We start from the raw sequence: 23019 nt of genomic DNA, 5'->3' as shown, positions 1-23019 counted from the left end.
TGTCGGCAAAGGCATCGCTCAAAGCTCCTTCCGGATGTCGACGAACCGCAAGAGGATGCCGATCACCATCAGCACGGTCACCAGCAGGATCACGGCGGTGGCGGCGGCGCTCGGGTACTGCAGCAGCGCGATATCGTTGGAGATCAGCCGCCCGACGTTGGCCGACTGCGACCCGGACATGATCCGCACGGTGATGAAATCGCCCATCACCAGCGTCACCACGAAGATCGTGCCGATCATGATGCCGGGCTTGGTCAGCGGCACGATCACGTTCCACAGGATCTGCGGCCCCGAGGCACCGGCATCCCGCGCCGCCTCGATCAGCGACCGGTCGATGCGCATCATCGTGTTGAAGATCGGCACCACCATGAACAGCGTATAAAGGTGCACGAAGGCCAGGATCACCGCGAAGTCGGAAAACAGCAGCCACTCCACCGGCTGGTCGATCACCCCCATCGACAGAAGCGTCGAGTTGGCGATGCCGTTGCGCCCGAGGAAGGGAATCCACGAGATCATGCGGATGATGTTCGAGGTCCAGAACGGGATGGTGCACAGCAGGAACAGAACGATCTGCATGTTCTGGCTGCGCACGTGGAAGGCCAGGAAATAGGCCACGGTGAAGCCGATGGCCAGCGTGAACACCCAGGTGATCAGCGCGTATTTGAAGGTGTTCAGGAAGACCTTGTAGGTCACGGGCGAACCGAAGAGGAACTCGTAGTTCTCAAAGGAAAACGCCGGGATGACCGAGAACTCCGTCGCCCGCCAGAAGCTGACGACCACGATCATCAGGATCGGCAGCACGAGGAACACCAGCATCACCGCCGCCAGCGGCGACACCATCAGCAGGCTCTTGAGCGACTTCGGCATACCGGTTTCTTCCCCTGTTTTCCCGGGCCCTGTCTTCCCGGGTCTTCATCTTGGCAAAAATACCCTCGGGGGGCCCCGCAGGGGCGGGGGCAGCGCCCCCTCGGCAGCATCCGCACAAGACCCCTGTCCGGACGATGCGATGGTCCGGGGGCGCCTGCCGCAGGCAGGCGCCCCCGCCGGTCGCCGCCCGCAGGGGCGGCGAAACCGTTCACGATGCGATGAACTCGTTCCACTTGCGAACCATGTACTGGTTCTCGTCCATGACGGCGTTCCAGCAGGCCACGGCCCCCATGCGGTCCTCGAACGACCCGCCGTCGCGGATCTCCCCGGCCTGCGCCATGACATCGCCGAAGGGGTTGGTGATCGGCTCGGCCGCTTCCTTGCCTTCGAACCAGTAGCCCCACTCGTTCTCGGACATGTGGTCCTTGGAGGTTTCCGGCACCGCCGAGTAGTAGCCCTGGCGCATCAGGAACCCGCCGACCCAGCCGGAGAGGTACCAGTTGATGTACTCATAGGCCGCGTCCAGCTCGAGGCCCGACAGCGACTTCGACAGGCCGATGCCGCCGCCCCAGGACCGGTAGCCTTCCTTCAGCGGCTGGTAGACGCAGGGGATGCCCTTCGACTTCACCGCGGTGATCGCCGGCGACCACATCGACTGGATCACCACCTCTCCGGAGGCCATCAGGTTCACGCTCTCGTCGAAGGACTTCCAGAAGGCGCGGAACTGGCCGTTCTGCTTCGCCTCGGTGAAGATCGCCATGGTCTTGTCGATCTCCTCGCGGGTCATGTTGCCCTTGTCGCCGTACTGGATCTCGCCCATGGCCTCGCAGACCATGGCCATGTCCATGATCCCGATGGAGGAAATGTCGAGGATCGAGGCCTTGCCCTTGAACTCCGGGTTCAGCAGCTCGGCCCAGGTGTCGATGGGACGGCCGATCAGATCGGGGCGGATGCCCAGCGTGTCGGCGTTGTAGATCGTCGGGATGAGCGTCATCCAGTTGGTCTGCTCGTCCGCGAAGTCGGTGCCGTCCGGGCCGGTGGTGAAGCCCACGGTGTGCGGTGCCGTGCCCTGCGCGATCACCGACTCGGGCGTCAGCTTGCCGTCCTTGAAGATGCCGACGATCTTGTCGTAGTTGGCGATCTTCGACACGTCCATCGCCTGCAGGTTGCCGGTCGGCCAGACCTTCTTGCAGATCCAGTACTCGATGTCGGCGATGTCGAAGCTGTCCGGCTGGGTTGCCGCGCGCTGCGTCACGCTGTCGGAATCGAGCGCCGTCATCTCGAGTGTGAAGCCGAGGTCTTCCTTCACCTTCTGCGCCACCTCGTTGAGGTTCGACACGCCGGTGCCGAACTGGCGCAGCGTCACGTCCTTGATGTTCTGCGCCCAGATCATCGGTGCGCCAAGCGTGCTGGCCGCGGCGGCGGCCGTGCCGGTCTTCAGAAGCTGTCGTCTGGAAATTGTCATTCTGTTGGTCTCCCTATTGTCAGGTCAGGCCTGCAGCGGGTGCTGCTGGTCGTTTTCCCAGGTCAGGCCGACAGGCTCGCCCGGGTGTCTTGGTTGCGCGAAGTACAGCGCGTCGGGCAGGAGTGCGGTCACCTCCTGCTCCCCCGCCACGGCGGCGGTGACGTTCACATGCGTGCCCTGGTACTCGACCGCGGTGATCTGCGCGGGCATCCGACCGGCGCCCGCATCGGTCATGCGCACCGCGTCCGAGCGCACGGCAACCTTGCCCTCGGGCAGCGCGATGACGTTGTGCCCTCCAAGGAAACGCGCGACGAAAGCGGTGCGCGGCGCGTTGAAGACGTCCCGCGCCGACCCGGCCTGCTCGATTACGGCGTTGTTCATGACGACGATCTCGTCGGCGAGCGCCAGCGCCTCGTCCTGCCCGTGGGTCACGTGGATGAAGGAAATCCCCAGCTCGCGCTGCAGCTTCTTCAGCTCTGCCCGCATCCGGATGCGCAGGAACGGGTCGAGCGCCGAGAGCGGCTCGTCCAGCAGCAGGACCTGCGGGCGCGTGATGAGCGCCCGGGCCAGTGCCACGCGCTGCTGCTGCCCGCCCGACAGTTGATCGGGAAAGCGGTCGGCAAGCCGCGACAGGTCGACAAGCTCCAGCATCTCGCCCGCGCGCTTCAGGCGTTCGGGCCTGTCCACGCCCTTCATCTTCAGGCTGAAGGCGACGTTTTCGGCCACCGAGAGGTGCGGGAACAGCGCGTAGCTCTGGAACATCATCGCGGTGCCGCGCTTTGCCGGCGGCAGGTGGGACACGTCCGTTCCGCCCAGCACGATGGAGCCGTCCGAAACCGTCTCGTGGCCCGCGATCATCCGCAGGGTCGAGCTCTTGCCGCAGCCCGACGGCCCCAGAAGGCAGGCGTAGGTGCCGGGCGCGAAATGGTGATTGATGGCATCCACCGCCACGGTCTCGCCGTAGCGCTTGGTCACGTTCACCAGTTCCAGGTCCTTGCCGGTCGCGCCCATGTCCGTCCCTCGTCCGTTATTGGGTCATCAGTGCGGCGAGACCTGTGATCGGGGAAGCATTCACCCTGTCAGGGACGGGCATTTTCTTTTTCTGCCGCGAAATCAGGCTGACGGAAGGGGGCGCGGATCAGATATTGAGCACAAAGTTGTATACAATCACCATTCCACACCCATACAACACCGGCGAATCTTGAGCACGTTCTCCCGACCTGCGACAACCGAGTCGCCATGAACGCTGAATTCGAGAAAACACCATCGGGCGCGTCTGCCATGCAGCCCCGCCTGCCCCAGTCGGACCGCATAGCCGGTGCGCTGACGCTGGCCATCCACCAGCGGCGGCTGGAACCGGGCACCAAGCTGGGCGAGGACGAGCTGGCAGAGATCTACGGCGTATCGCGCACGATCATCCGCGCCGCCCTGCAATCGCTTGCGCATCACCAGCTGGTCGAGATCAGGCGCAACCGAGGCGCCTTCGTCGCGCAGCCCTCCACCCGCGAGGCGCACGAGGTCTTTGAGGCACGCGCCCTGCTGGAACCCTTCATGGCCCGGCGCGCGGCGCTTCGCATCACGGATGCGCACCTCGCAACGCTGGAACGGCACATCCACGAAGAGCACGCGGCGCTGGCCGATGGCGACCACGGCAAGGCCCTGCATCTCTCGGGACAGTTCCATATCGAGATCGCCCGCATCGCCGACCATGGCACCATCGCCGATGTCATCACCGCGCTCATCGCCCGGTCGTCGCTGATCATCGCGCTCTACTGGCGCCGCGAAAGCGCCCTGTGCGAGAAACACGCGCATCACGCGCTGCTCGACGCGCTGGCGAAGGGCGATGGCCCGCGGGCAGAGGAGTTGATGAAAAGCCACCTCGTCGACCTGCATTCGCAACTCGACCTGCGCGACCGTCAGGCCTCGTCGCGGTCCCTGAAAGAGGCATTGGCGCCGTGAAGATCAAAGCGATGACCGAGGGCGAGCTGGCGATGGTGCTGGACTGGGCACAGGCAGAGGGCTGGAACCCCGGCCTCGACGACGCCCCGGCCTTCCATGACGCCGATCCCGGGGGTTTCTTCCTGGCGGAGATAGACGGCGCCCCGGTGGCAGCGATCTCGGTGGTGAACCACGACGACGCGCACGCCTTCCTCGGGCTCTACATCTGCCGGCCGGAGTACCGCGGACAGGACTACGGTTTTGCGCTGTGGCAGGCGGCGCTGGGACATGCAGGCGGGAGGACGGTCACACTGGACGGCGTGGCCGAACAGCAAGCGAACTATGCCCGCTCCGGCTTTGTCTTCGCCGGGCGCACGCTGCGCCATTGCCTTGAGGCCGTTCCGCCGGGGGACGGCACCGCGCGCACTGCGCAGGCGGCGGACATGGCGGCGCTGATGCAGATGGACCGCGCCGCCTGCGGACACGCCCGCGACGGCTTTGCCAGGGCGTGGTTCGAAGGGACGGAGACGCGCCGGACTTGGGTCATCGGTCCAGAAGGGGCACCCGCCGCCTTCGCGACCCATCGCCTCTGCCACTCCGGCACGAAGATCGGGCCGCTTCATGCGCAGACGGAGGCTGAGGCCCGCACCCTGCTCTCCTGCGCGCCGCAGGGGCCTGTGTTCATCGACGTGCCGGAGGGTACGGCGCTTGAGACGCTGGTCCGCTCCATCGGGTTCGAGCCGGTCTTCCAGACCGCGCGGATGCACCGCGGCCCTGCCCCGCAAGGCACCGCGCCCGCCTATTACGCCGTCGCCACGCTGGAGCTTGGCTGACGCTCAGCCCGCCTCCACCGTGCAGGTGATGGGCATGCCGGCCAGCGCGTCGGACAACCGTTCCACGTCACCCGCCGAGGTGGTGATGCGTGTCTCCAGGTTCGGGGCGACATCGACCTTGGCAACGATGCCCAGCCTCTCGGCGGCGGCGGCAATGGCCCAGCGGATCGCCTCCGCCCGGAGCGACGGCTTGAAGATCTTGCCTATGGGTGTCAGCGGCAGCGCCTCGACCACCGCGATGCGTTTCGGCAGCGCCACCGGGTCCTCTATCCGCTGCCCGAGGAAGGCGATCATCGCGGCCTCTGTCACCGCGCCGGTGACGAAGGCGACCGGCAGTTCGCCCGCGTAGGCGTCCGGCATCCCCACCGCGGCGGCATTCGTGACCTCCGGATGCGCCAGCAGGGCGTCCTCGATCATCTGCGGGTCGATGTTGTGCGCCCCGCGGATGATCATGTCCTTCTTGCGCCCGGTGACGAACAGGCGCCCCTCGGCATCCAGCCGTCCCAGGTCGCCCGACACCAGCCAGCCCTCCGGCAGGAAGGTGCCCGCGTTGCGCGACGGATCGGAATAGCCCGCCGCGACGTGCGGTCCGCGCGTGGCGACGATGCCGGTTTTGCCCGTGGGAAGGGGGCGCGCGGGATCTGCCTCGCCCTCCGTCTCGCCAAGGATCGCCACTTCGGTGAACGGCAGGCGCAGCCCGCAGGACAGCGGCGTGCGCCCGCCGTGCACCGGCTCCACCGCGATGGCCCCGGCGCTTTCGGTCATGCCGAGGATGTTGCGCACCGGAACGCCCGTGTGGCCTTCGACGGCCTCGGCAAGTTCCCTCGGCAGCGGCGACCCGCCGGTCAGCAGCCAGCGGAGCGAGGAGATGTCGGCATTCACCGGCCGCGCCCTGAGGGCCGAGAGGACCGTGGGCACCGCCCCGATGACGGTGACCCCGAGCCGCTCCACCTGCCCCCAGATATCCGCCATGAAGGCCGGGTTGCGCATCCCCAGACGGCCCGGCACGACCAGCGTGCCCCCTGCCGACAGAACCGACAGGCCGTAGACGAAGGCGCCAGCGACATGGAACAGCGGGAAGCCGTTCACCATAACGTCCGAAGGCGACAGATCGTGCATGACCGCGCAGGACCGGGCGACATGCGCCTCGTTCAGGCGGCTGTGACAGACCAGCTTGGGCTGCCCCGTGGTGCCGCCGGTGTGGTAGAAGGCGGCGATGGCACTCTCGTCGCCCGCAGGCGTCACCTCAGGCCCGCCCATGGCGATCAGCGTCTCGAACGTCCCGTCCGAGCCGGGACTGGCGTGATCGGCGTCACAGGCAAAGATCGGCAGGTCCATGCCCTCGGCGCGCAGGGCCGGGACAAGCTGCGCCCAGACAGCCATCTCGTCGCTCATCCCGGCGATCACAATGGCCGCGGCGTCCGACGCGCGGATCAGGGCGGCCACGTGGTCGGGCTTCAGCATCGGATTGATCGGGCAGGCCCGCCCGGCCATCTGCGCGCCCCAGAGCGCCACCTGCCCCGACACGCTGTGCGGGGTCAGAAGGGCGACGGCGCGGTCGGGCGTGACCCCGTGCTGCCGGAACAGCCGCGCCGCCCCCATGATGCGCCCGGCGAGGTCGGCATAGCTCACCACCTCGTCGCGTGACGGGTCCGCCGCATCATGCAGGTAGCGGATCGCGGTGGCGCCCGGCTGCCGCTCCGCCTGTGCGCGCAGGATCTCCCACGGGCTGCGGTGCGGCAGGAAGGCGTCGAGACCACGGGCCTCCAGCGCCTCCAGATCGGCAATCGTCCGGATGCGCCCCTGCCCTGTCATCCCTGCCCCGCTATCAGTTCATGCTGGCCGGCAGCGCCAGCACGATGAAGGGAAAGGCGATCAGCAGGACCAGCCGCAGCACATCCGCCACGACGAAAGGCAGCACGCCCTTGAAGATCGTCGTCAGGCTGACCTTCTGCGCGATGGAGTTGATGACGTAGACGTTCATCCCCACCGGCGGCGTGATCAGGCCAAGCTCGACGGTCATCACGATGATGATGCCGAACCAGATCGGGTCGAAGCCAAGCTGCTCGATCACCGGGAAGACGATGGGGATCATCAGGATGATCATCGCCATCGCGTCGAGGAAACAGCCCATGACGAGAAACAGGAGCAGGATCAGCAGCAGCGTGCCGTACTTGCCCGCCCCCAGCGTCGTGAGGAAGGAGGTCAGTTCCTGCGGGACCTGCGTGATCGCCAGGAAATAGCCAAAGAGCGTCGCCCCGATCAGCACAACGTAGATCGAGACGGAGGTGCGCAGCGCCTCCACCAGGCTGTCGAGCAGCGTGGTCATGGTCAGCTTGCGCCGGGCCAAACCGATCAGCGCGGTCAGGAGCGCACCGACGGCGGCGGCCTCCGTCGCTGTGACGATGCCGAAGTAGATCGACAGGATGACCGCGACGAACAGCAGGCCCACGGCCCAGACGCCCCTCAGCGCGGCCAGCCCCTCGGACAGGGTGAACTTGTCGGCGGCGGGCAGGTCGCGCCCGTACCACAGGCGCACGGTGGCCATGTACATCACCACGGCGAGGATGCCCGGAACCACCCCGGCGATGAACAGCTCGCCAATGTCCGTCTCCGTCATGAAGCCGTAGATCGCCAGCACCACGGAGGGCGGGATCAGGATGCCCACGGTGCCGCCTGCGGCGATGATGCCGGTGGCGGCGGCGTCCGAATAGCCCGCCTGCTTCATCTCCGGGTAGGCGATCTTGGTCATCGTGGCGGCGGTCGCCACCGACGATCCGCAGATCGCCGCAAAGCCGCCGCAGGCCCCGACAGAGGCAAGGCCAAGCCCGCCCTTGAAGCCGCCCAGCCAAGCCCGGCCCGCGCGGAACAGTTCCGACGACATGCCGGAGTTGGTGGCCAGCACCCCCATCAGCACGAAGAACGGGATGAGCGTCAGGTTGAAATCGGTGATGGTGGCGATGGGCGACTGCGACAGCAGGTTCAGCGCCGGACGCCAGCCCACGACACCCGCGAAACCGCCGATACCGACCAGCCCCATGGCGATCCCGATGGGCACCCGCACGGCCATCAGCCCGAAGAGGGCGACAAAGCCCAGCGTGGCGATCAGTTCACCGCTCATTGTTGCGTTCCCCGACCGTCTGGTCTTTCAGAAGTTGTTCGTCGATACCGTCGAATTCGCCCAGGTCGCTGCCGAAGCGCACGATCCGCCAGAGCCGCACGGCAGTGGCGAAGAAGGCCGCGACGGTGCCCAGCCAGATGGCGCCGAAGAACGGCCAGTGCGGCAGGCGCAGGTCCATGGTGGCGTCCCCGCCCGACATCGCGGCCAGCGTCCGCTCACCGATCTTCCACACCAGAAGCGCGGTGAAGACCAGCAGCACGAACCACGCAAAGCCGTTGACGGCCGTCCGTGCGCGCGGCGACAGCGCCTGAGCCAGCAGGTCCACCTTGATGTGGGTGCCGTGCCAGGCGACCGACGCCAGCCCCCAGGCCACGGCGACGCCCAGCACCAGCCGCGACAGGTCGAAGGCATCCGGAACCGGCCTTGCAAAGCCGTAGCGCCCGATGGCAGACGCCACGATCAGGATCGTGACCAGCCCGAGAACGATGCCCGCGATGCGTTCAATGACCGAGATGACCCGGCGGACCGGCCGCCCGGATGGATGACGTTCGTACATGGGGTCTCCGGAGAAAAGGCTTGGCTGGGGCGGGCGCGCAGATGGCGCGCCCTGCCCCGTCAGTCAGGTCAGTAGTCCGCGTCGTACTTCTGCAGCGCGGCCTTGTAGGCCTCGAGGATGGCATCGGCGTCGCCGCCCTTGGCAGAGACGGCCTGCTTCCACTCCTCGACCAGCGGCTGAGCGGCCTCGCGCCACGCCGCGACCTCTTCCTCGGTCGGGGTGTTGAAGGACTGGGTGTCGTCCGCCTTCAGCTTGTCCTTGGCGGCCATGTCGTCCTCGGCCCAGCCCGCCGACACCTTGCCCGACCATTCCGGCGTGCAGTGGGAGTCGATCACGGCCTTGTTCTCGTCCGAGAGGCCCTCGTAGCTGTTCTTGTTCATCACGAGGACCTGTGCGGACAGGTAGAACGGCATGTCGAGGTGAACCGGCACTTCCTCGGTCAGCTTGAAGTCGTACATGGCGCCCCACGGGAAGGTCACGGCCTCCGCGGTGCCCTTGGACAGCGCTTCACGCACTTCCGGCGCGGGCACCTGCACGGGGCCGCCGCCCAGCAGAGAGATGAAGCGCGCGATGGTGGCATGAGCCGGGCGCACGTTCATGCCCTTAACCTGTTCCGGGCTGGTCACAGGCACCTTGGAGTGGAAGGCACCCGGCGCGTGGGAATGCACGAAGCAGACCTTCACGTCGGACATCTCCGTCTCGGCGCCGTTCGCGAGGTACCACTCGTGGATGGCCTTCGTGCCGTTGACGTTGTCGTCGGACATGAACGGCAGTTCGGTGGCAGAGTAGATCGGGAATCGGCCGGCGGTGTAGCCAGGGTTCACCCAAGCGAGATCGACGATGCCCTGCGCGGCCATGTCGTAGTGATCGGGCGCCTTGCCAAGCTGCTGCGCCGGGAAGACCTGGATCGCGATGCGACCCTCGGAGGCTTCCTGCACGGAGGCCACCCACGGGTCGACGCCCTTCGTGGCGGGCGCGATGGTCGGCGGAATCCAGTGCGACAGGCGCAGCGTGACTTCCTGGGCCTGCGCCGAAAGCGGACCCACGACGGCGAGAATCGCGGCAAGCGCGACGGACGTTCTTTTCATGATGTTCCTCCCTTGGGCCGGATTTCCCGTCCGGCCTCATGAAGGAATGCGTATCAAACGAAGGGCGAAAATCAAATAAAATGTTTACGAATGAACGAAACCGGACGTAATCGGCAGCACCCCTCCGCCGCGTTCCAAGGATCGTGTCAGGCGCCGGAACCGTGGAAGGCCAAGGCGTTCGCAGTCAGATCGCCAGCCCCGCGGCGTCGAAGGCATGGACCTTGCCGGGCGCGAAGTGCAGGCCCACCGGGTCGCCCGGGCTCCGCGCCGACTCGCCGTCCGTGCGCACGGTGATCCGCCCCGCATCGCCGCAGTCGACGATCAGGAAGGTGTCGGCACCCAGATACTCGATCACGTCCACCGTCCCGTCCATGTGCCCGTCGCCGGGTTCCACCAGCGTGATGTGCTCGGGCCTGATGCCGATCTGCGCGGCCCGCGCGCCCTCGTCTATCCCGCGCGCGAGGCTGGCGGAAAAGACGTTCATCTTCGGGCTGCCGATGAACTGCGCGACGAACAGGTTCGCAGGGAGTTCGTACAGCTCCCGCGGGGCACCGATCTGCGCGATCCGCCCGCCTTCCAGCACCACGATCCGGTCGGCCAGCGTCATCGCCTCCACCTGGTCGTGGGTGACGTAGATCATCGTGGCGCTCAGCGACTGGTGCAGCTTGGCGATCTCGTACCGCATCTCGACACGCAGCGCGGCGTCGAGGTTCGACAACGGCTCGTCGAAGAGGAACGCGGTCGGGTCGCGCACGATGGACCGGCCTATGGCCACCCGCTGCCGCTGCCCGCCCGAGAGGTCCTTTGGCCGCCGGTCGAGATAGGCGTCCAGCTTCAGCACATCCGCCGCGTGGTCGACCTTGGCCGCGATCTCCTCCTTCGGCACGCCCGCCGCCTTCAGCGAAAACCCCATGTTGTCGCGCACCGACATGTGCGGATAAAGCGCGTAGCTCTGGAACACCATGGTCAATCCGCGCTGCGAGGGCGCCTCGGCGGTGGCGTCGCGCCCGTCGATCAGGATCTGCCCGCGCGAGGTTTCCTCCAGCCCCGCGATCATCCTGAGCAGGGTCGACTTCCCGCAACCCGAGGGGCCCACGAAGATGACGAACTCGCCCTCCTCGATGGCGAGGTCCACGCCCTTGATGACCTGCACGTTGCCGAACCATTTCTCGACGGCCTTCAGCTCTATGCTTGCCATGGGAATCCTTTCGCAGTCGGTGAGGCCCAGGCCAGCCAGGTGGCCGCGGTCCAGGTGAAATCGCGCCCGCCCGCAGGCGACGCGTCGCGCGGGTCGAAGTACTCGGCAAACCCGCCGGTCGAAATCATGTTCCGCGTGGTGTCACAGAGCGCGGTGGCGCGGCCGTCGTGGCCCGCGTCGCGCAGCCCTAGGGCGATCAGCCAGTTCATCATCGCCCAGACCGGCCCCCGCCAGTAGCGCTTTGGCTCGAACCCCGGCTGCTGCGGGTCCGCCGAAGGCACGCCGTAGGGCAAGAGCCCGGCGATCCGGTCGAAGTGGTCCAGCATCCGTTCGGGCCTGACACCCGCGTACCAGTTCAGGAACGACGCGTTGGAGATGACGCCGGAGTGTTTGCCCGCCCGCATGTCGAAGGTGTCGTAGGCGCCGATCTCCGCATTCCACAGCCGTTCCGATCCGGCCTCGATGGCGGCGATCCAGCCCTCGATCTCTGCCGTCTCCGCCCCGAACCGCTGCGCCAGGGCCAGGAGATCCCGGTTGGCGCGCAGCAGGGTGAAGGTCATCGTCGGATCGGCCACCCGGAAAGGAGAGACTTCCCGCAGGTGCGCCTCGTCCCAGCCGCAGTCGTGCCCCAGCTTCACCAGCGTCAGGTAGCGGTCGTAGTCCCAGCGGCGCGGGCGTTCGTCCTCTGCCACATGGGTGGTGTCGCGCCGGTAGTAGGCGTCGAGGTTGGCGGGCTCGATGGCGGCAAAGGGCGCGTCCCAGTCCGGGGAATTGTCGCGCCCCGTCTCCCAAGGGTGGCTGACGCAGATCGCGCCGTCCTCCCCCCGCCAGTCGAAGAACCATCGGTGCCAGTCGGTGAGCGGACCGACCATCGCCTTCGCCCGATCCGCGCCCGACGGGTCCAGATCGGCCAGGTACCGGATGAAGGTCGCGGCGATCGGCGGCTGCGATATCCCCGAGGACGGCACAGGACCGACCCCACCCCAGACGTCCGGGCCTGGGAAATACGTGGGCTCCACCTTGTGGAACAGGATGTGCGGGACCATGCCGTTCGGCCACTGGCCCGACAGCAGCGTCTCCACCTCCTGCCAGGCGCGGTCGGTGTCGAAGGTGGCGAACCCCATGGCGGCAAAGACGCTGTCCCAGTTCCACTGGTAGGGATAAAGCCCCGCCGTGGGCACGGTGTACCCGCCCCGGTCGTTGCCCTGCAGGATGCGGCGCGCGGTGGTGTCGAGGTCGGTCATGCCGCCCCCCTCATCCCGGTCACGCACCCCGCACCCCTTATGCCCCGATGCACACCGCTCATCCCTTCACGCTCCCCGCCGTCAGGCCCTTGGTCATGAACCGCTCCAGCCCAAGGAACAGCGCCATGATCGGCACCGTGGCGATCACCGATCCGGCCATCAGGTGCTGGCGCGGGATCTCCGACGAATTGAGCGAGGCGATGCCGCGTGTCAGCGTGAACTTCGATGGATCGTCGAGCAGCATGAAGGCCAGCAGGAACTCGTTCCACGCGATCATGAAGACATAGAGCGACACGGAGGCCAGCGCCGGCAGCGACAACGGCAGGGTGATCTTCCAGATCACCATCAGCCGCGACAACCCGTCCATCAGCCCCGCTTCCTCGATCTCGGCCGGCAGCCCGCGGAAGTAGCCCTGCAGCATGTAGAGCGCCACGGGAATGGTCGTGACCGGGTAGATCATCACGATCCCGGCGATGGAGTTCCTGAGCCCGGTCATGGAAAAGGCGATGTAGATCGGCAGGGCGAGGACGATCATCGGCACCATGTAGATCAGCAGGATCGAGCGCGAGAACATCGCCCGCCCTGCGAACCTCAGCCGCGCCACCGCGTAGGCGCCGGGAATGGCGAAGGCCAGCGTGATCAGCACCGTCAGCACCGAGATGTAGAACGAGGTCCAGAGGTAACGGCCGAAGTTGAAGTCCCGGATCAGCTCGACGTAGGAGCGAAACAACCCCCAGCCCTGCGACAGGTCGATGGAGAAATCGAGCGGGTTGGCGATCAGCTCTGCCTGGTTCTTCAGCGAGGTCATCACCATCACGTAGAAGGGAATGACCACGATAGCGGTGAAGAAGACGTAGCCGAACCCCATCAGGGCCCGGATCACCGCCCCCTCGAACTGGTGCCGGGTCAGCGCGCCCGGGGGCAGCCCGTCAAGGTAACGCACCAGCGGAATGCCCGTGGCCCCCGCCCCGAAGATCAGCGCCGCCGCCCGCAGGCCCATTGCCGTGTCCTCGCCGAACCGCAGCGCGCCCACTCCCACGGCCGCCAGCGCCAGCGCCGCCGCCAGCGCCGCGCCGTCGGTCAGCCAGCGGTTCTGCCAACGCACGGCCACCAGCCCGGCAATCGCGCCCACCAGCACCGCGCCCGAGCCCGAGGGCCGCACGCTTTCTCCGGTGGCAAAGCTCATGACCACGGCCACGGTGATGAAGGCCACCACCGCCCAGAGCGCGCCCAGAAGCGCGCCGGTCACGTATCCGACCCTCAACGCCTTCATGCGCCCGCTCCTTCATCTTGGCAGAAATACCTGAAAGGCGCCGCAGGCGCCCGGGGCGCAGCCCCGCCTGTTGCGCGGCTCACAACCCTTCCTCCCGGCTGATGAACTTGAAGAAGAAGACCGAGAAGATCAGCAGGCAGCCGAAGACCACCACCGCCACCGCAGCGCCCGCCCCGATGTTCGACAGGGCAAAGGCCTGCTCGTAGACGTTCACCGTCAGGGTCCGCGTGCCCGCGTTGCCCCCCGTCAGCAGGAAGATGTCGTCGAACTTGTTGAAGGTCCAGATGAAGCGCAGCAGGAACAGCACGCTCAGGATGCCCAAGAGCATCGGCAGCGAGAGATACCAGAACTGCTGGAAGGGCGAGGTCCCGTCCATCTCGGCGGCCTCGTACATGTCGCTGTCGATCGACTGCATCCGCGCGAGGATGAACAGGAAGGACAGTGGGAAGTACCGCCAGACCTCGAAGGCGGTGACCATGATCAGCGCCAGCGGCTTCTGCCCGAAGAAGTTGATCGACTGTTCGGTCACGCCCATCTGCACCAGAAGCGCGTTGGCCGAGCCCGAGAACGGGTCGAAGAGCAGGATCCACGCAAAGGCCACGGCAATCACCGGCGCCACGTAGGGAAAGAGGTAAAGCCCCCGCAAAAGGCCCTGCCCCTTGAACGAATGGTTCAGAAGCTGCGCCGCGAAGAGCCCCATCACCAGCGCGCCGATGGTGCCGAACACGGTGTAGAACAGCGTGACGCCGAAGACCGACAGGAACTCCTCGCCGTCGAAGACGCGGGCGAAGTTCTCCAGCGTGAAATTGCCCGATGTCAGCACCGATTGCGCCCGGCCGGTCATCACCGGGTCGGTCTCCTCGATGTCGGTTTCCTGCGCGAGGAAATCGGCGGAGACGGTCACCGGGATCTCCAGCCGCTCGCTGTAGCCGCCCTCCCAGTCGCCCAGGTCGCAGAAGAAGTCCGCCCCGTCCAGAGTGCAGCGCGGGTCGAGGTCGCCGATAACGGTCAGCCCGTCCGGCCATGTGTCGGTCAGCGTGACCCCGGCGATCGACTGGTCCTGAGAGGAATTCCGCAGGCGGTAGCGCACCGTGGCCTCGTCGCCCGCGGTCTCGGGCTTGCCGCGCAGGTCCTCGCGGATGACCACTTCGGGCGCCCGCAGGTCGCCCAGTTCCACGGGTTTGAAGCTGATCCAGAACACCGCCAGAAGCGGCAGTACGACCACCGCCGCAACGGCGAAGAGCGTCGGGAACAGGAGCGACCACGCAAGCCGCGCCTCGCGCCGGGCGAGCGGGCCGGTTCCGGTCGGCGGAATCGCCTGTGACATGGCCGTGATCCTCCATGGCGCAGGCGGGCGGACCACCGGGGCCCGCCCGCCCGGGACGTCATTCGATCTTCGAAAGCTCGTCGTTCATCGCCGCAACGGCGTCGGCTACCTCGATCTGGCCGTCGATGTACTGCCGCACGATCCGGTTGATCGCCTGGCTGTTGATCATCTTCGACGCCAGCGCCAGCTGCCCCTCGGTCACACCCCAGCGCTGCGCCACGTCGAGGCCGCTGACGATCTCGTCGATCTTCGACTGGTCGTAGAGGTCCCCGAGCGGCGCCTTGCGGTCGACGCCCACGGGCAGCTCGGCCCATGCCTTCTGGAAGGCAGTCGGGTCGTCGGCGGTGCCGCGGCGGGTCGGGAACTTGCCCTCCGGCGCGATGGCCAGCGTCTGGGTGTAGCCCTGATCCATCGAGTAGGCGACGAACTCCTCCGCGATGTCGGTATCCGCGTCGGAGGTGATCCCGAAGTACCGCATGTCGCCCCAGGCTGCGCCGTCCGGGTTGGACGGACCGGCAAAGGTCGTCACGATCCCGGTCTTCGATGCCAGCTCGGGCGAGGTCGGGTCGTCGTTGATCGTCGGCGGGGCACTGTCGCGCAGGCCGGCCAGCTCATCGAGGATGAAGGGCGACCAGATGATCATCGCCGCGTTGCCCGAGAAATAGAGCGAGCGCGACTGGTCCCAGTAGAGGTCACCCGGCGGCGAAGCGTCGGCCAGCTTCTTGTAGAACTCCAGCACCTCGGTGGTTTTAGCCTCGTCGAGCGGCGCGAAACCGTCCTCCCCAACCGGCGTCACGCCGTTGGCGAGGAAGACATGCTCCAGCACCTGGCTCATGAAGGGCTCGTCGACCTTGGTGGCGGCCACGAAACCGTACATCTCGGGCGGGTTGTGCAGCTTGTCCAGCGCGGCCTCGACCGCGGCGTAGGTGGTCGGCGCTTCCAGCCCTGCCTCGTCGAACAGGTCCTTGCGGTAGAGGATCATCTGCGTCCAGCCGTCCACGGGGACCGCCGCGTAGCCCTCCCCGAAGGCGGCCATCTTCAGGGCACCCTCGGCAAAGGTGTCCTCGCCCAGGTCCTCGATCACGTCGGTCGCGGCCTCGGGATCGAGGATGCCTTCCTCCGCCCACGGCAGGGACCATTGCAATGTGTGGTAGATCACGTCCGGCAGGTCACCCGCCGCAAAGGCCGCCGTCGCCCGTGTGCCGAGGTCGCTCTCTTCGACCGGGATGACCTCGACCTCGTTGCCGGTCGCCTCGGTGAAGTCGGCGGCCATCTGTTCCTGCCGGGCCAGCCGTTCGGGCTGTGTTTCTGTCGTCCAGAACCGTATCGTGTCGGCCTGCGCCGCACCCGCGATTGTCAGCGCAAGCGCCGTCCCGGCCAGCAGCCGGGCTTTGTTCGTCGCCATGGTATCCTCCTGTTGAACACGGGAGGCATCGTGCGGGGCAAGGCGCCCCTCCGGACCTTCTGGCCGGCTTGCCGCGCGGGCACCTCGCGGTGTCCGGCAGCCGTGGCTTTGTACGCGAAATGCTGCAGTGCCACATTTATCACTTCGAAAATCGACAACGATTCCCTCCCCCTGCAAGGTTGAGTTAACGCGCACGACAAGCCAAGTTTAAATAAAAGGCACTTTGTGAACGCCGGTATCCGGCTGTCGGGGCGGTTTCGGGCGCCCCGCGCCGCATCCCAGAAGCCAAAAAAAGAACCCGGCGCGGGGGGCGCCGGGTTCGGTGTTTCGCTGGCTCGTGGCTCTGGTTCAGTCGCGGAGCGACCCTTCTTCGTCGCCCTGCCGCCGCATGCCGGCCTTGACCCGCGCGCCGATGATCAGCGGGAGGATGAACCCGACGATGGCAACCGTCCAGAGACCGATGGCAAGCGGGCTGTCGATCAGCGTCCACCAGTTGCCGTTGTCGATGGTGATGGCACGGCGCAGGTTGTTCTCCATCGCGTTGCCCAGCAGCGTGCCGAGGATGATGGGCACCAGCGGCACGTCGAACTTGCGCAGCACCCAGCCCATGACGCCGAAGCCGATCATCACCATCAGGTCGAAAGACGACCCGGAGATGCCGTAGATCCCGACAAAGCTGACCATCGCCACGATGGGCATCAGGATGCGCGACGGGATCATCAGCACGCGGGTGAAGATGCCGACCATCGGGATGTTCATCGCCAGCAGCATGAAGTTCGCGATGAAGAGCGCCGCGATCAGGCCCCAGACCACGTCCGGGTTCTGGGTGAACAGCAGCGGTCCGGGCGTGATGTTCAGCGCCAGGAGCACCGCCAGCAGGACCGCGGTCGTGCCGGAGCCGGGCACGCCAAGCGCCAGCATCGGCACCAGCGCTCCGCCTGCGGCGGCGTTGTTGCCCGCCTCGGGGGCCGCGACACCGCGCGGGTCGCCCTTGCCGAAGGTGCCTTCCTTGTCGACCAGCCGCTTTTCGAACGAATACGAGATGAACGACCCCAGCGAGGCCCCTGCCCCCGGCAGCACGCCAGCGAGGAAGCCCAGGAACGAGGTACGCAGCATCGTGGGTATGCACTGCTTGATCATCGACATCGGCGGGTAGAGTTTGCCGATCTTCAGCTTGGTCTCGTCCGCGTCCGCCCCGCCGTGGCGGTGTTCGAGGAAGATGAAGACCTCGGACAGCGCGAACAGGCCCACGATGGCCACGAGGAAGTCGAGACCGTCATAAAGGTGCACCTCGCCGAAGGTGAAGCGCGGCACGCCGGTCTGGGTGTCGACGCCGATCATCGCAAGGCCAAGCCCCAGTGCCGCGGCAAAGGCCGATTTCGCCTGGTTGGTGGAGGACACGCCGCCGAGCGTCATGAACGCAAGGGCGAAGAGGGCAAAGTACTCCGCCGGGCCGAAGAGCAGCGCGATCTTCACCAGCTGCGGCGCGAGGAAGATCAGCCCCCAGGTCGCAAAGAACGCGCCGACAAAGGAAGCAATTCCCGAAAGCGAGAGAGCCTCACCGGCGAGCCCCTTCTTGGCCATGGGATGCCCGTCGAGACAGGTCATCATCGCGGGTTCGTCCCCGGGAATGTTCAGCAGGATCGACGAAATCCGCCCGCCGTACATCGCGCCGTAGTAGACGGACGTGAGCAGGATCAGCGAGGGCGTGGCGCCCAGGCCGAGGGTGAAGGCCAGCGGGATCAGGATGGCCACGCCGTTCGACGGGCCGAGGCCGGGCAGCGCGCCCATGATCGTGCCGAGGAAACAACCCAGCAGCGCCAGCAGGATGTTCTGCCACGTCAGTGCGATGGCAAAGCCGTCGGCGAGATTGGAAAAGGTCTCCATGGTTCAGAACCCCCAGGGGCCGCGTGCGAGGGAGAGGCCCAGCACGAGGTGGAAGATGACGTAGATGCCGACCGAAGTGCCGACGCCGGTCAGCACGGCCTCGACCGGGCCGGAGCCAAGGCGCCACGCTAGGTATCCTGCGGCAAAGGCGGTGGCTAGGACGAAGCCCGCGACGGGCAGCAACTCGGCGTAAAGGATCATCACGACGATGGCGGCGCCGATCTCGACCAGGCGGCCAAGCGCGGGCCACTGCGGTTCGGGATCGGGACGGAAGGCGATCACGGCGCTCGAAATGCCGAGGATGGCGGCAATGATCAGGGGGAAGGCCTTGGGACCAACGGCATCGGAGAGAAAGCTTTCCTCGATATACAGCGCCGAAATGGCGAAACCGATGGCGAGGAGAATGCCGAAGACCCCGAAGATGCGATCACTCATGGGGATCTCCAGTTCGGGATGTCAGGGGGTATCGGGTACGGATCGGGCGCCGCCTCGTGCGGCGGCGCCCTGTAGAAAGCGCGCGGGGGACGCTTACTTGATGATGCCGATTTCCTTGGAGATCGACTGGATCTTGGCCACGGATTCCTCGACGAAGGCCTGGAAGTCAGCACCCTGCAGGTCCAGCGGCGCGAGGCCGTTGGTCTCCATCACGGCTTTCCATTCGTCGGAGGCATAGAGCTCGCCGATCTTGGAAACCCATGCGTCGTATGCCTCGTCGGACATGCCGCCAGGGGCGTAGAAGCCGCGCCAGTTGGCACCGATGGCGTCGACGCCCTGCTCTTTCGCGGTCGGCATCTCGGAGAATTCGCCGCCCAGACGCTCGGGCGCGAGGACCGCGATCACCTTGATGTCGCCGGAGTCGACAAAGCCCTTCGCTTCGGAAATGTCGCCGGTGAAGGCCTGAACAGAGCCCGCCAGAAGCTGGGTCACTGCCTCGCCGCCGCCGTCGAAGGCGATGTACTTGATCGAACGCACGTCATCGATGCCATAGGCGTTGGCCGCGATCAGGACCTTCAGGTGGTCCCAGCCGCCCACGGCCGACCCGCCCGCAACGGAGATCGTGGTCGGATCCGCCTTGATCTGGTCGAGCAGCGCGGGGAGCGTGTCGATCTCGGAGTCGGCGGCGACGGCGATCACGCCGTAATCCGCTCCGACCGACGCGAGCCAGCGCACCTGGTCCATTGTGTTGCCCGGATACGCGCCCTGCGCGAGGCGGGTCGCGGTGGCCGAGGATGCCGCGACGATCAGGTCGTTGCTGTCGTTACGCTTGTTCACCACTTCGGCGTAGGCCACGCCACCGCCGCCACCGGCGAGGTTGACGACCTGCATGGTCTTGTCGATCAGGCCGAGGTCCTGCAGCGACTTGCCCACCTGACGGCAGGTGAAGTCCCAGCCACCGCCCGGGTTGGCCGGTGCGATACATTCCGGGTTTTCCTGCGCGCTGGCGGCAAGGGCGGATACGCCCACGAGTGCCGCGGCCACGACGAGCCGGGTTGCTTTGATCATGTCATTTTCCTCCACATTGGCAGCCGCGAGAGGCGACTGCCCGACATTCCCCGTAGTCACGACTGCCTTTGCAGCCTCCCTCGTTACGGGTTAGACAAAGGACGTAGCGAAGGAAGCTGTCGTGAAGCTGTCAAAGGCCGGAAAGCGGCGCGGAATTCGGCAGAAATGAAAGGGACGTCCCGGACATGCGGGTGCTGATGGTCGAAGACGCCACGGACCTTGCCGAAGGGGTCATCGCGCGCCTGAGCCAGGCCGGCATCGTGGGCGACCATGCCGTCGACCTCGAAGGCGCACGCGACCACCGGGCGGTCCAGACCTACGATGCCGTGATCCTCGACATCAACCTGCCGGACGGCTCCGGACTGGCGCTGCTGCGAGAAATGCGGGCGGGCGGCGACCGGACGCCGGTGCTGATGCTGACGGCACTCGGGACGGTGGACGACCGGGTCGACGCGCTGGACATCGGCGCCGACGACTACCTCGTGAAACCCTTCGAACAACGCGAACTGGAGGCGCGGCTGCGGGCCATCGTCCGGCGCGAGACGGGGCCGAAGGCCGACCTGATCCAGCTTGCGAACCTCGGTTTCTCTCCGTCCGAGATGACCGCGACCATCGGCGACCGCAGGCTCGACCTGACGCGGCGCGAGGCGACCGTGCTGGCCACATTCCTGCGGCATCCCGGTCAGGTCCTGTCCAAGCAGCGCCTCTACGACTCGCTTTTCGGGTTCGACGACGCGGACGTCGGGATCAACGCCATCGAGTTGTATGTCGCCCGGCTGCGCAAGAAGCTGACCGGCAGCGGCGTGTCGATCTCGACCCAGCGCGGCGTCGGCTATCGGATCGGGACGGATGATTGACCTGCACCGCCCGATCCGCAGCCTGACCGGCCGCGTACTGTCCGCGGTCATCCTGCTGCTGCTGCTGGGTGGCATGCTGGTCTCGGTCTGGACGTGGATCAACGGTCGCTCGGCGGCGCGGCAGACCTACGACCGCCTGCTGCTGGGCGCGGCGAACGACATCGCGGAATCGATCCGCATCCAGGACGGCAAAGCGGTGGTGGACTTGCCCGTCTCGGCCTTCGAACTGCTGGCCCAGGCACCCGACGACCGCATCCACTACGACGTGCGCGGCCCCGACGGGCAACTCGTGACCGGCCTCTCCGACAGGTTCGAGCCGTCGGAAAGCTCGGATCGTGCCGCGCTCCTCCAGTTCTTCGACGACCGCATGCAGGGCGAGGCCGCGCGCTTTGTCCGTGTCGTCCGCCGCTTTGCCGAGCGCGACTTTTCCGGCAACGTGTCGGTCACCGTGGGGCAGACGCTCTCGGCACGGCAGGCGATGACGCTGGATCTTGCGCTCGACGCGCTGGTGCCGCTGGCCTTTGCCGGGATCGCGCTGCTGGTGATCGCCTGGTTTGCCGTCCGCTCGGCCGTGCGGCCGCTGGAGGCACTGGCCTCCGACCTCGCGCGCCGCGACCCCTACGACCTGACGCCGATGCCGGTGGAGGGGCGTCCGCAGGAACTGCGCGTGATGCTGGAGTCGCTCAACCGTTTCATGCAGCGCCTCGACAAGCAGATCGACGGGATGCGCAACCTGATCTCGGACACGGCGCACCAGTTGCGCACGCCCGTCGCCGCGATCCGCGTGCAGGCAGAGACCATGGCGGGCGACGGCACACCGCCCAGCCGTCCGCTTGGAATGCTGCTGGCGCGGACGCGGTCTCTGGGCGACCTGCTGGACCAACTGCTGTCCCGGGCCATGGTCATCCACCGCGGCGACAGCGTGCCCCGCGTGGCCTTCGACCTCCGCGAGGTGGCGCTGGACCTGATCGAGCGGCGCGACCACGAACTGCTGTCCCCGGGGGCAGAGGTCCGGCTGGCCATCGGAGAGGACGCCGTGATCGCCGTGGCGGACCCGTTTTCCGTGGGTCAGGCGGCGAAGAACCTCCTGTCGAATGCGCTGAAACATGGCAAGCCGCCAGTGACCATCGGCACCGAACTCAGCGGGGCGGAGGCCGTGATCTGGGTGGAAGACACCGGCACCGGCCCGCACGACGCGGTCATCGCCTCCCTCGGCGCGCGCTTCGAACGGACCAAGACATCGCGGGAGGACAGCGTGGGCCTGGGGCTTTCCATCGTGGCTGCCGTGGCGACGGCCTCCGGCGGGCGGGTGGACATGAATCGCACCGATCAAGGGTTCCGCGTGGCGCTTGTCCTGCCCGCAGACGACACCGCGCGGGAGGATCCGGCATGACGCGCTTGCTCTGCCTCATCCTGATGTGCGCGCTGTTCCCCCGGGCCGCGGCCGCTCAGGAAGACCGGACCACCTTCGGCACCGGGGCAAGCCGTCTGGACGTCCGGTCGACGACGGACATCGACATCATCCGGCCGGTGATGGAGCGGTTCGTGGAGGCCAATCCCGATCTGTCGGTGAATTACGAACAGTGGGGCTCCAACAACCTGTTCCGCAACAGCCGCGACGCCTGCGCGGGCAGGATTCCCGCCGCCGACGCGGTCCTGTCCTCAGGCGTGCATCAGCTTGTCTGGCTGGTGAACGCCGCCTGCGGACACACCTATCGGTCAGAGAGCACCGCCGCCCTGCCCGCCTCCCGCCGGTGGCGCGACGAGCTTTGGGGCATCACCGAGGAACCGGCCGTCATCATCTACAACCTCGGCGCGTTCAAGGGGGACGACGTGCCGCGCAGCCGGTTCGCCCTGCTCGACATGATGCGCAACCGCCCCGACCTCCTGCAGCGGCGCATAGCGACCTACGACATCGCGGCCTCAGGGCTTGGCTATCTCTTCGCCCATGCCGACAGCCTTGAGGCCACGACCTTCGGCGCCATGCTCGAAGGGTTCGCCCGCGTGCAGGCGGTGGCCACCTGCTGCTCGTCCGAGATCATCGACGCTGTGGCGGAGGGACGGTTCCTGATCGCCTACAACGTCCTCGGGTCCTACGTCGCCAGCGACAGCACGCCCAACGTGGGCGTGATCCAGCCGGAGGATTACACGCTGATCCTGTCGCGCGGTTTCATGATCCCGCGCACCGCGCCCAACAAGGCCGCCGCCGTGCGTCTGCTGGATTTCCTGCTGTCACCGCAGGCGCGCGACGCCCTGCGCGCCGCCGGGCTGGTGATGGAACATGACCCGTCCGAGACCGCGCTGCTGCAAAGCGCCCGCCGCCCGATCCCCCTGTCGCCTCCGCTGCTGGTGGCGCTGGACCAGCAGCGGCGCGAGACCCTGCTGTCGCTCTGGCAGGGCGCGTTCAACCTCGGCGTTCTGCCATAGGAAAAGGGCGGCCCCTGGACCGCCCTTCCC

The 23019-nt window shown here is 66.8% G+C and carries 20 protein-coding genes; 5 read left to right on the top strand and 15 right to left on the bottom strand.

Annotation, left to right across the window (positions count from 1 at the left end):
- Positions 1 to 18: 18 nt before the first annotated feature.
- The 3 genes from QNI11_RS06595 to QNI11_RS06585 all read right to left on the bottom strand — a co-directional run bounded on the left by QNI11_RS06595 (position 19) and on the right by QNI11_RS06585 (position 3343).
- Positions 19 to 867, bottom strand: a complete 849-nt coding sequence (locus QNI11_RS06595) for an ABC transporter permease (protein WP_283982805.1) — start codon at positions 865 to 867, stop codon at positions 19 to 21.
- Positions 868 to 1075: 208 nt separating this feature from the next.
- On the bottom strand, positions 1076 to 2332 hold the full coding sequence (locus QNI11_RS06590) for a PotD/PotF family extracellular solute-binding protein (protein ID WP_283982804.1): 1257 nt from the start codon (positions 2330 to 2332) through the stop codon (positions 1076 to 1078).
- 24 nt (positions 2333 to 2356) lie between these two features.
- The gene (locus QNI11_RS06585; protein ID WP_100927286.1) at positions 2357 to 3343 is read right to left on the bottom strand and encodes an ABC transporter ATP-binding protein; all 987 of its coding nucleotides are present in this window, start codon (positions 3341 to 3343) and stop codon (positions 2357 to 2359) included.
- A gap of 270 nt (positions 3344 to 3613) precedes the next feature.
- On the opposite strand from QNI11_RS06585, the gene QNI11_RS06580 reads away from it, so the two are divergent.
- Together QNI11_RS06580 and QNI11_RS06575 are read left to right on the top strand one after the other, a co-directional pair.
- Positions 3614 to 4291 (top strand): GntR family transcriptional regulator, encoded by a 678-nt coding sequence (locus QNI11_RS06580; protein ID WP_198521871.1) that lies wholly within the window; start codon positions 3614 to 3616, stop codon positions 4289 to 4291.
- Complete coding sequence (locus tag QNI11_RS06575) at positions 4288 to 5103, top strand: GNAT family N-acetyltransferase (protein ID WP_283982803.1); 816 nt, start codon at positions 4288 to 4290, stop codon at positions 5101 to 5103. The genes QNI11_RS06580 and QNI11_RS06575 overlap by 4 nt, the downstream gene beginning before the upstream one ends.
- 3 nt (positions 5104 to 5106) lie before the next feature.
- Here the strand turns inward: QNI11_RS06575 and QNI11_RS06570 are convergent, their stop codons facing one another.
- From QNI11_RS06570 to QNI11_RS06515, 12 genes are all read right to left on the bottom strand, one after another.
- A complete protein-coding gene (locus tag QNI11_RS06570) occupies positions 5107 to 6918 on the bottom strand; it encodes an AMP-binding protein (RefSeq protein ID WP_283982802.1) in 1812 nt (603 codons plus the stop codon).
- A gap of 13 nt (positions 6919 to 6931) precedes the next feature.
- Positions 6932 to 8224: a TRAP transporter large permease gene (locus tag QNI11_RS06565; protein ID WP_283982801.1), complete on the bottom strand. Its 1293-nt coding sequence runs from the start codon at positions 8222 to 8224 to the stop codon at positions 6932 to 6934.
- Positions 8214 to 8780, bottom strand: a complete 567-nt coding sequence (locus tag QNI11_RS06560) for a TRAP transporter small permease (protein WP_100927291.1) — start codon at positions 8778 to 8780, stop codon at positions 8214 to 8216. The genes QNI11_RS06565 and QNI11_RS06560 overlap by 11 nt, the downstream gene beginning before the upstream one ends.
- Positions 8781 to 8848: 68 nt before the next feature.
- Positions 8849 to 9868, bottom strand: coding sequence for a TRAP transporter substrate-binding protein (locus QNI11_RS06555; protein ID WP_100927292.1), 1020 nt, complete (start codon positions 9866 to 9868; stop codon positions 8849 to 8851).
- A 184-nt stretch (positions 9869 to 10052) separates the two neighbouring features.
- On the bottom strand, positions 10053 to 11066 hold the full coding sequence (locus QNI11_RS06550; RefSeq protein WP_283982800.1) for an ABC transporter ATP-binding protein: 1014 nt from the start codon (positions 11064 to 11066) through the stop codon (positions 10053 to 10055).
- On the bottom strand, positions 11054 to 12310 hold the full coding sequence (locus QNI11_RS06545) for a hypothetical protein (protein WP_283982799.1): 1257 nt from the start codon (positions 12308 to 12310) through the stop codon (positions 11054 to 11056). Before QNI11_RS06545 ends, QNI11_RS06550 begins: the two co-directional genes overlap by 13 nt.
- 58 nt (positions 12311 to 12368) lie before the next feature.
- Positions 12369 to 13583: a carbohydrate ABC transporter permease gene (locus tag QNI11_RS06540; RefSeq protein ID WP_283982798.1), complete on the bottom strand. Its 1215-nt coding sequence runs from the start codon at positions 13581 to 13583 to the stop codon at positions 12369 to 12371.
- A 79-nt stretch (positions 13584 to 13662) separates the two neighbouring features.
- On the bottom strand, positions 13663 to 14910 hold the full coding sequence (locus QNI11_RS06535) for a sugar ABC transporter permease (protein WP_283982797.1): 1248 nt from the start codon (positions 14908 to 14910) through the stop codon (positions 13663 to 13665).
- A gap of 58 nt (positions 14911 to 14968) precedes the next feature.
- A complete protein-coding gene (locus QNI11_RS06530) occupies positions 14969 to 16315 on the bottom strand; it encodes an ABC transporter substrate-binding protein (RefSeq protein ID WP_100927297.1) in 1347 nt (448 codons plus the stop codon).
- Positions 16316 to 16663: 348 nt separating this feature from the next.
- Positions 16664 to 18202, bottom strand: coding sequence for a tripartite tricarboxylate transporter permease (locus QNI11_RS06525; RefSeq protein ID WP_100927298.1), 1539 nt, complete (start codon positions 18200 to 18202; stop codon positions 16664 to 16666).
- A 3-nt stretch (positions 18203 to 18205) separates the two neighbouring features.
- Positions 18206 to 18637, bottom strand: coding sequence for a tripartite tricarboxylate transporter TctB family protein (locus tag QNI11_RS06520; RefSeq protein WP_100927299.1), 432 nt, complete (start codon positions 18635 to 18637; stop codon positions 18206 to 18208).
- 93 nt (positions 18638 to 18730) lie between these two features.
- Positions 18731 to 19705: a tripartite tricarboxylate transporter substrate binding protein gene (locus QNI11_RS06515; protein ID WP_100927300.1), complete on the bottom strand. Its 975-nt coding sequence runs from the start codon at positions 19703 to 19705 to the stop codon at positions 18731 to 18733.
- A 185-nt stretch (positions 19706 to 19890) separates the two neighbouring features.
- On the opposite strand from QNI11_RS06515, the gene QNI11_RS06510 reads away from it, so the two are divergent.
- From QNI11_RS06510 to QNI11_RS06500, 3 genes are read left to right on the top strand one after another with little or no spacing between them, the layout of a single operon-like run.
- Positions 19891 to 20562 carry a response regulator transcription factor gene (locus QNI11_RS06510; protein ID WP_283982796.1) on the top strand — a complete coding sequence of 224 codons (672 nt, stop codon included), beginning with the start codon at positions 19891 to 19893 and terminating at the stop codon, positions 20560 to 20562.
- Positions 20555 to 21955 carry a sensor histidine kinase gene (locus tag QNI11_RS06505; protein ID WP_283982795.1) on the top strand — a complete coding sequence of 467 codons (1401 nt, stop codon included), beginning with the start codon at positions 20555 to 20557 and terminating at the stop codon, positions 21953 to 21955. The genes QNI11_RS06510 and QNI11_RS06505 overlap by 8 nt, the downstream gene beginning before the upstream one ends.
- Positions 21952 to 22989 carry an ABC transporter substrate-binding protein gene (locus tag QNI11_RS06500; RefSeq protein ID WP_283982794.1) on the top strand — a complete coding sequence of 346 codons (1038 nt, stop codon included), beginning with the start codon at positions 21952 to 21954 and terminating at the stop codon, positions 22987 to 22989. Before QNI11_RS06505 ends, QNI11_RS06500 begins: the two co-directional genes overlap by 4 nt.
- Positions 22990 to 23019: the final 30 nt, after the last annotated feature.

Origin of the sequence: Sagittula sp. MA-2 (assembly GCF_030126985.1) — a bacterium.
Classification (GTDB): domain Bacteria; phylum Pseudomonadota; class Alphaproteobacteria; order Rhodobacterales; family Rhodobacteraceae; genus Sagittula.
The sequence above is the reverse complement of the archived record's forward strand: the minus strand, read 5'-3'. Positions and strand labels throughout refer to the sequence as shown.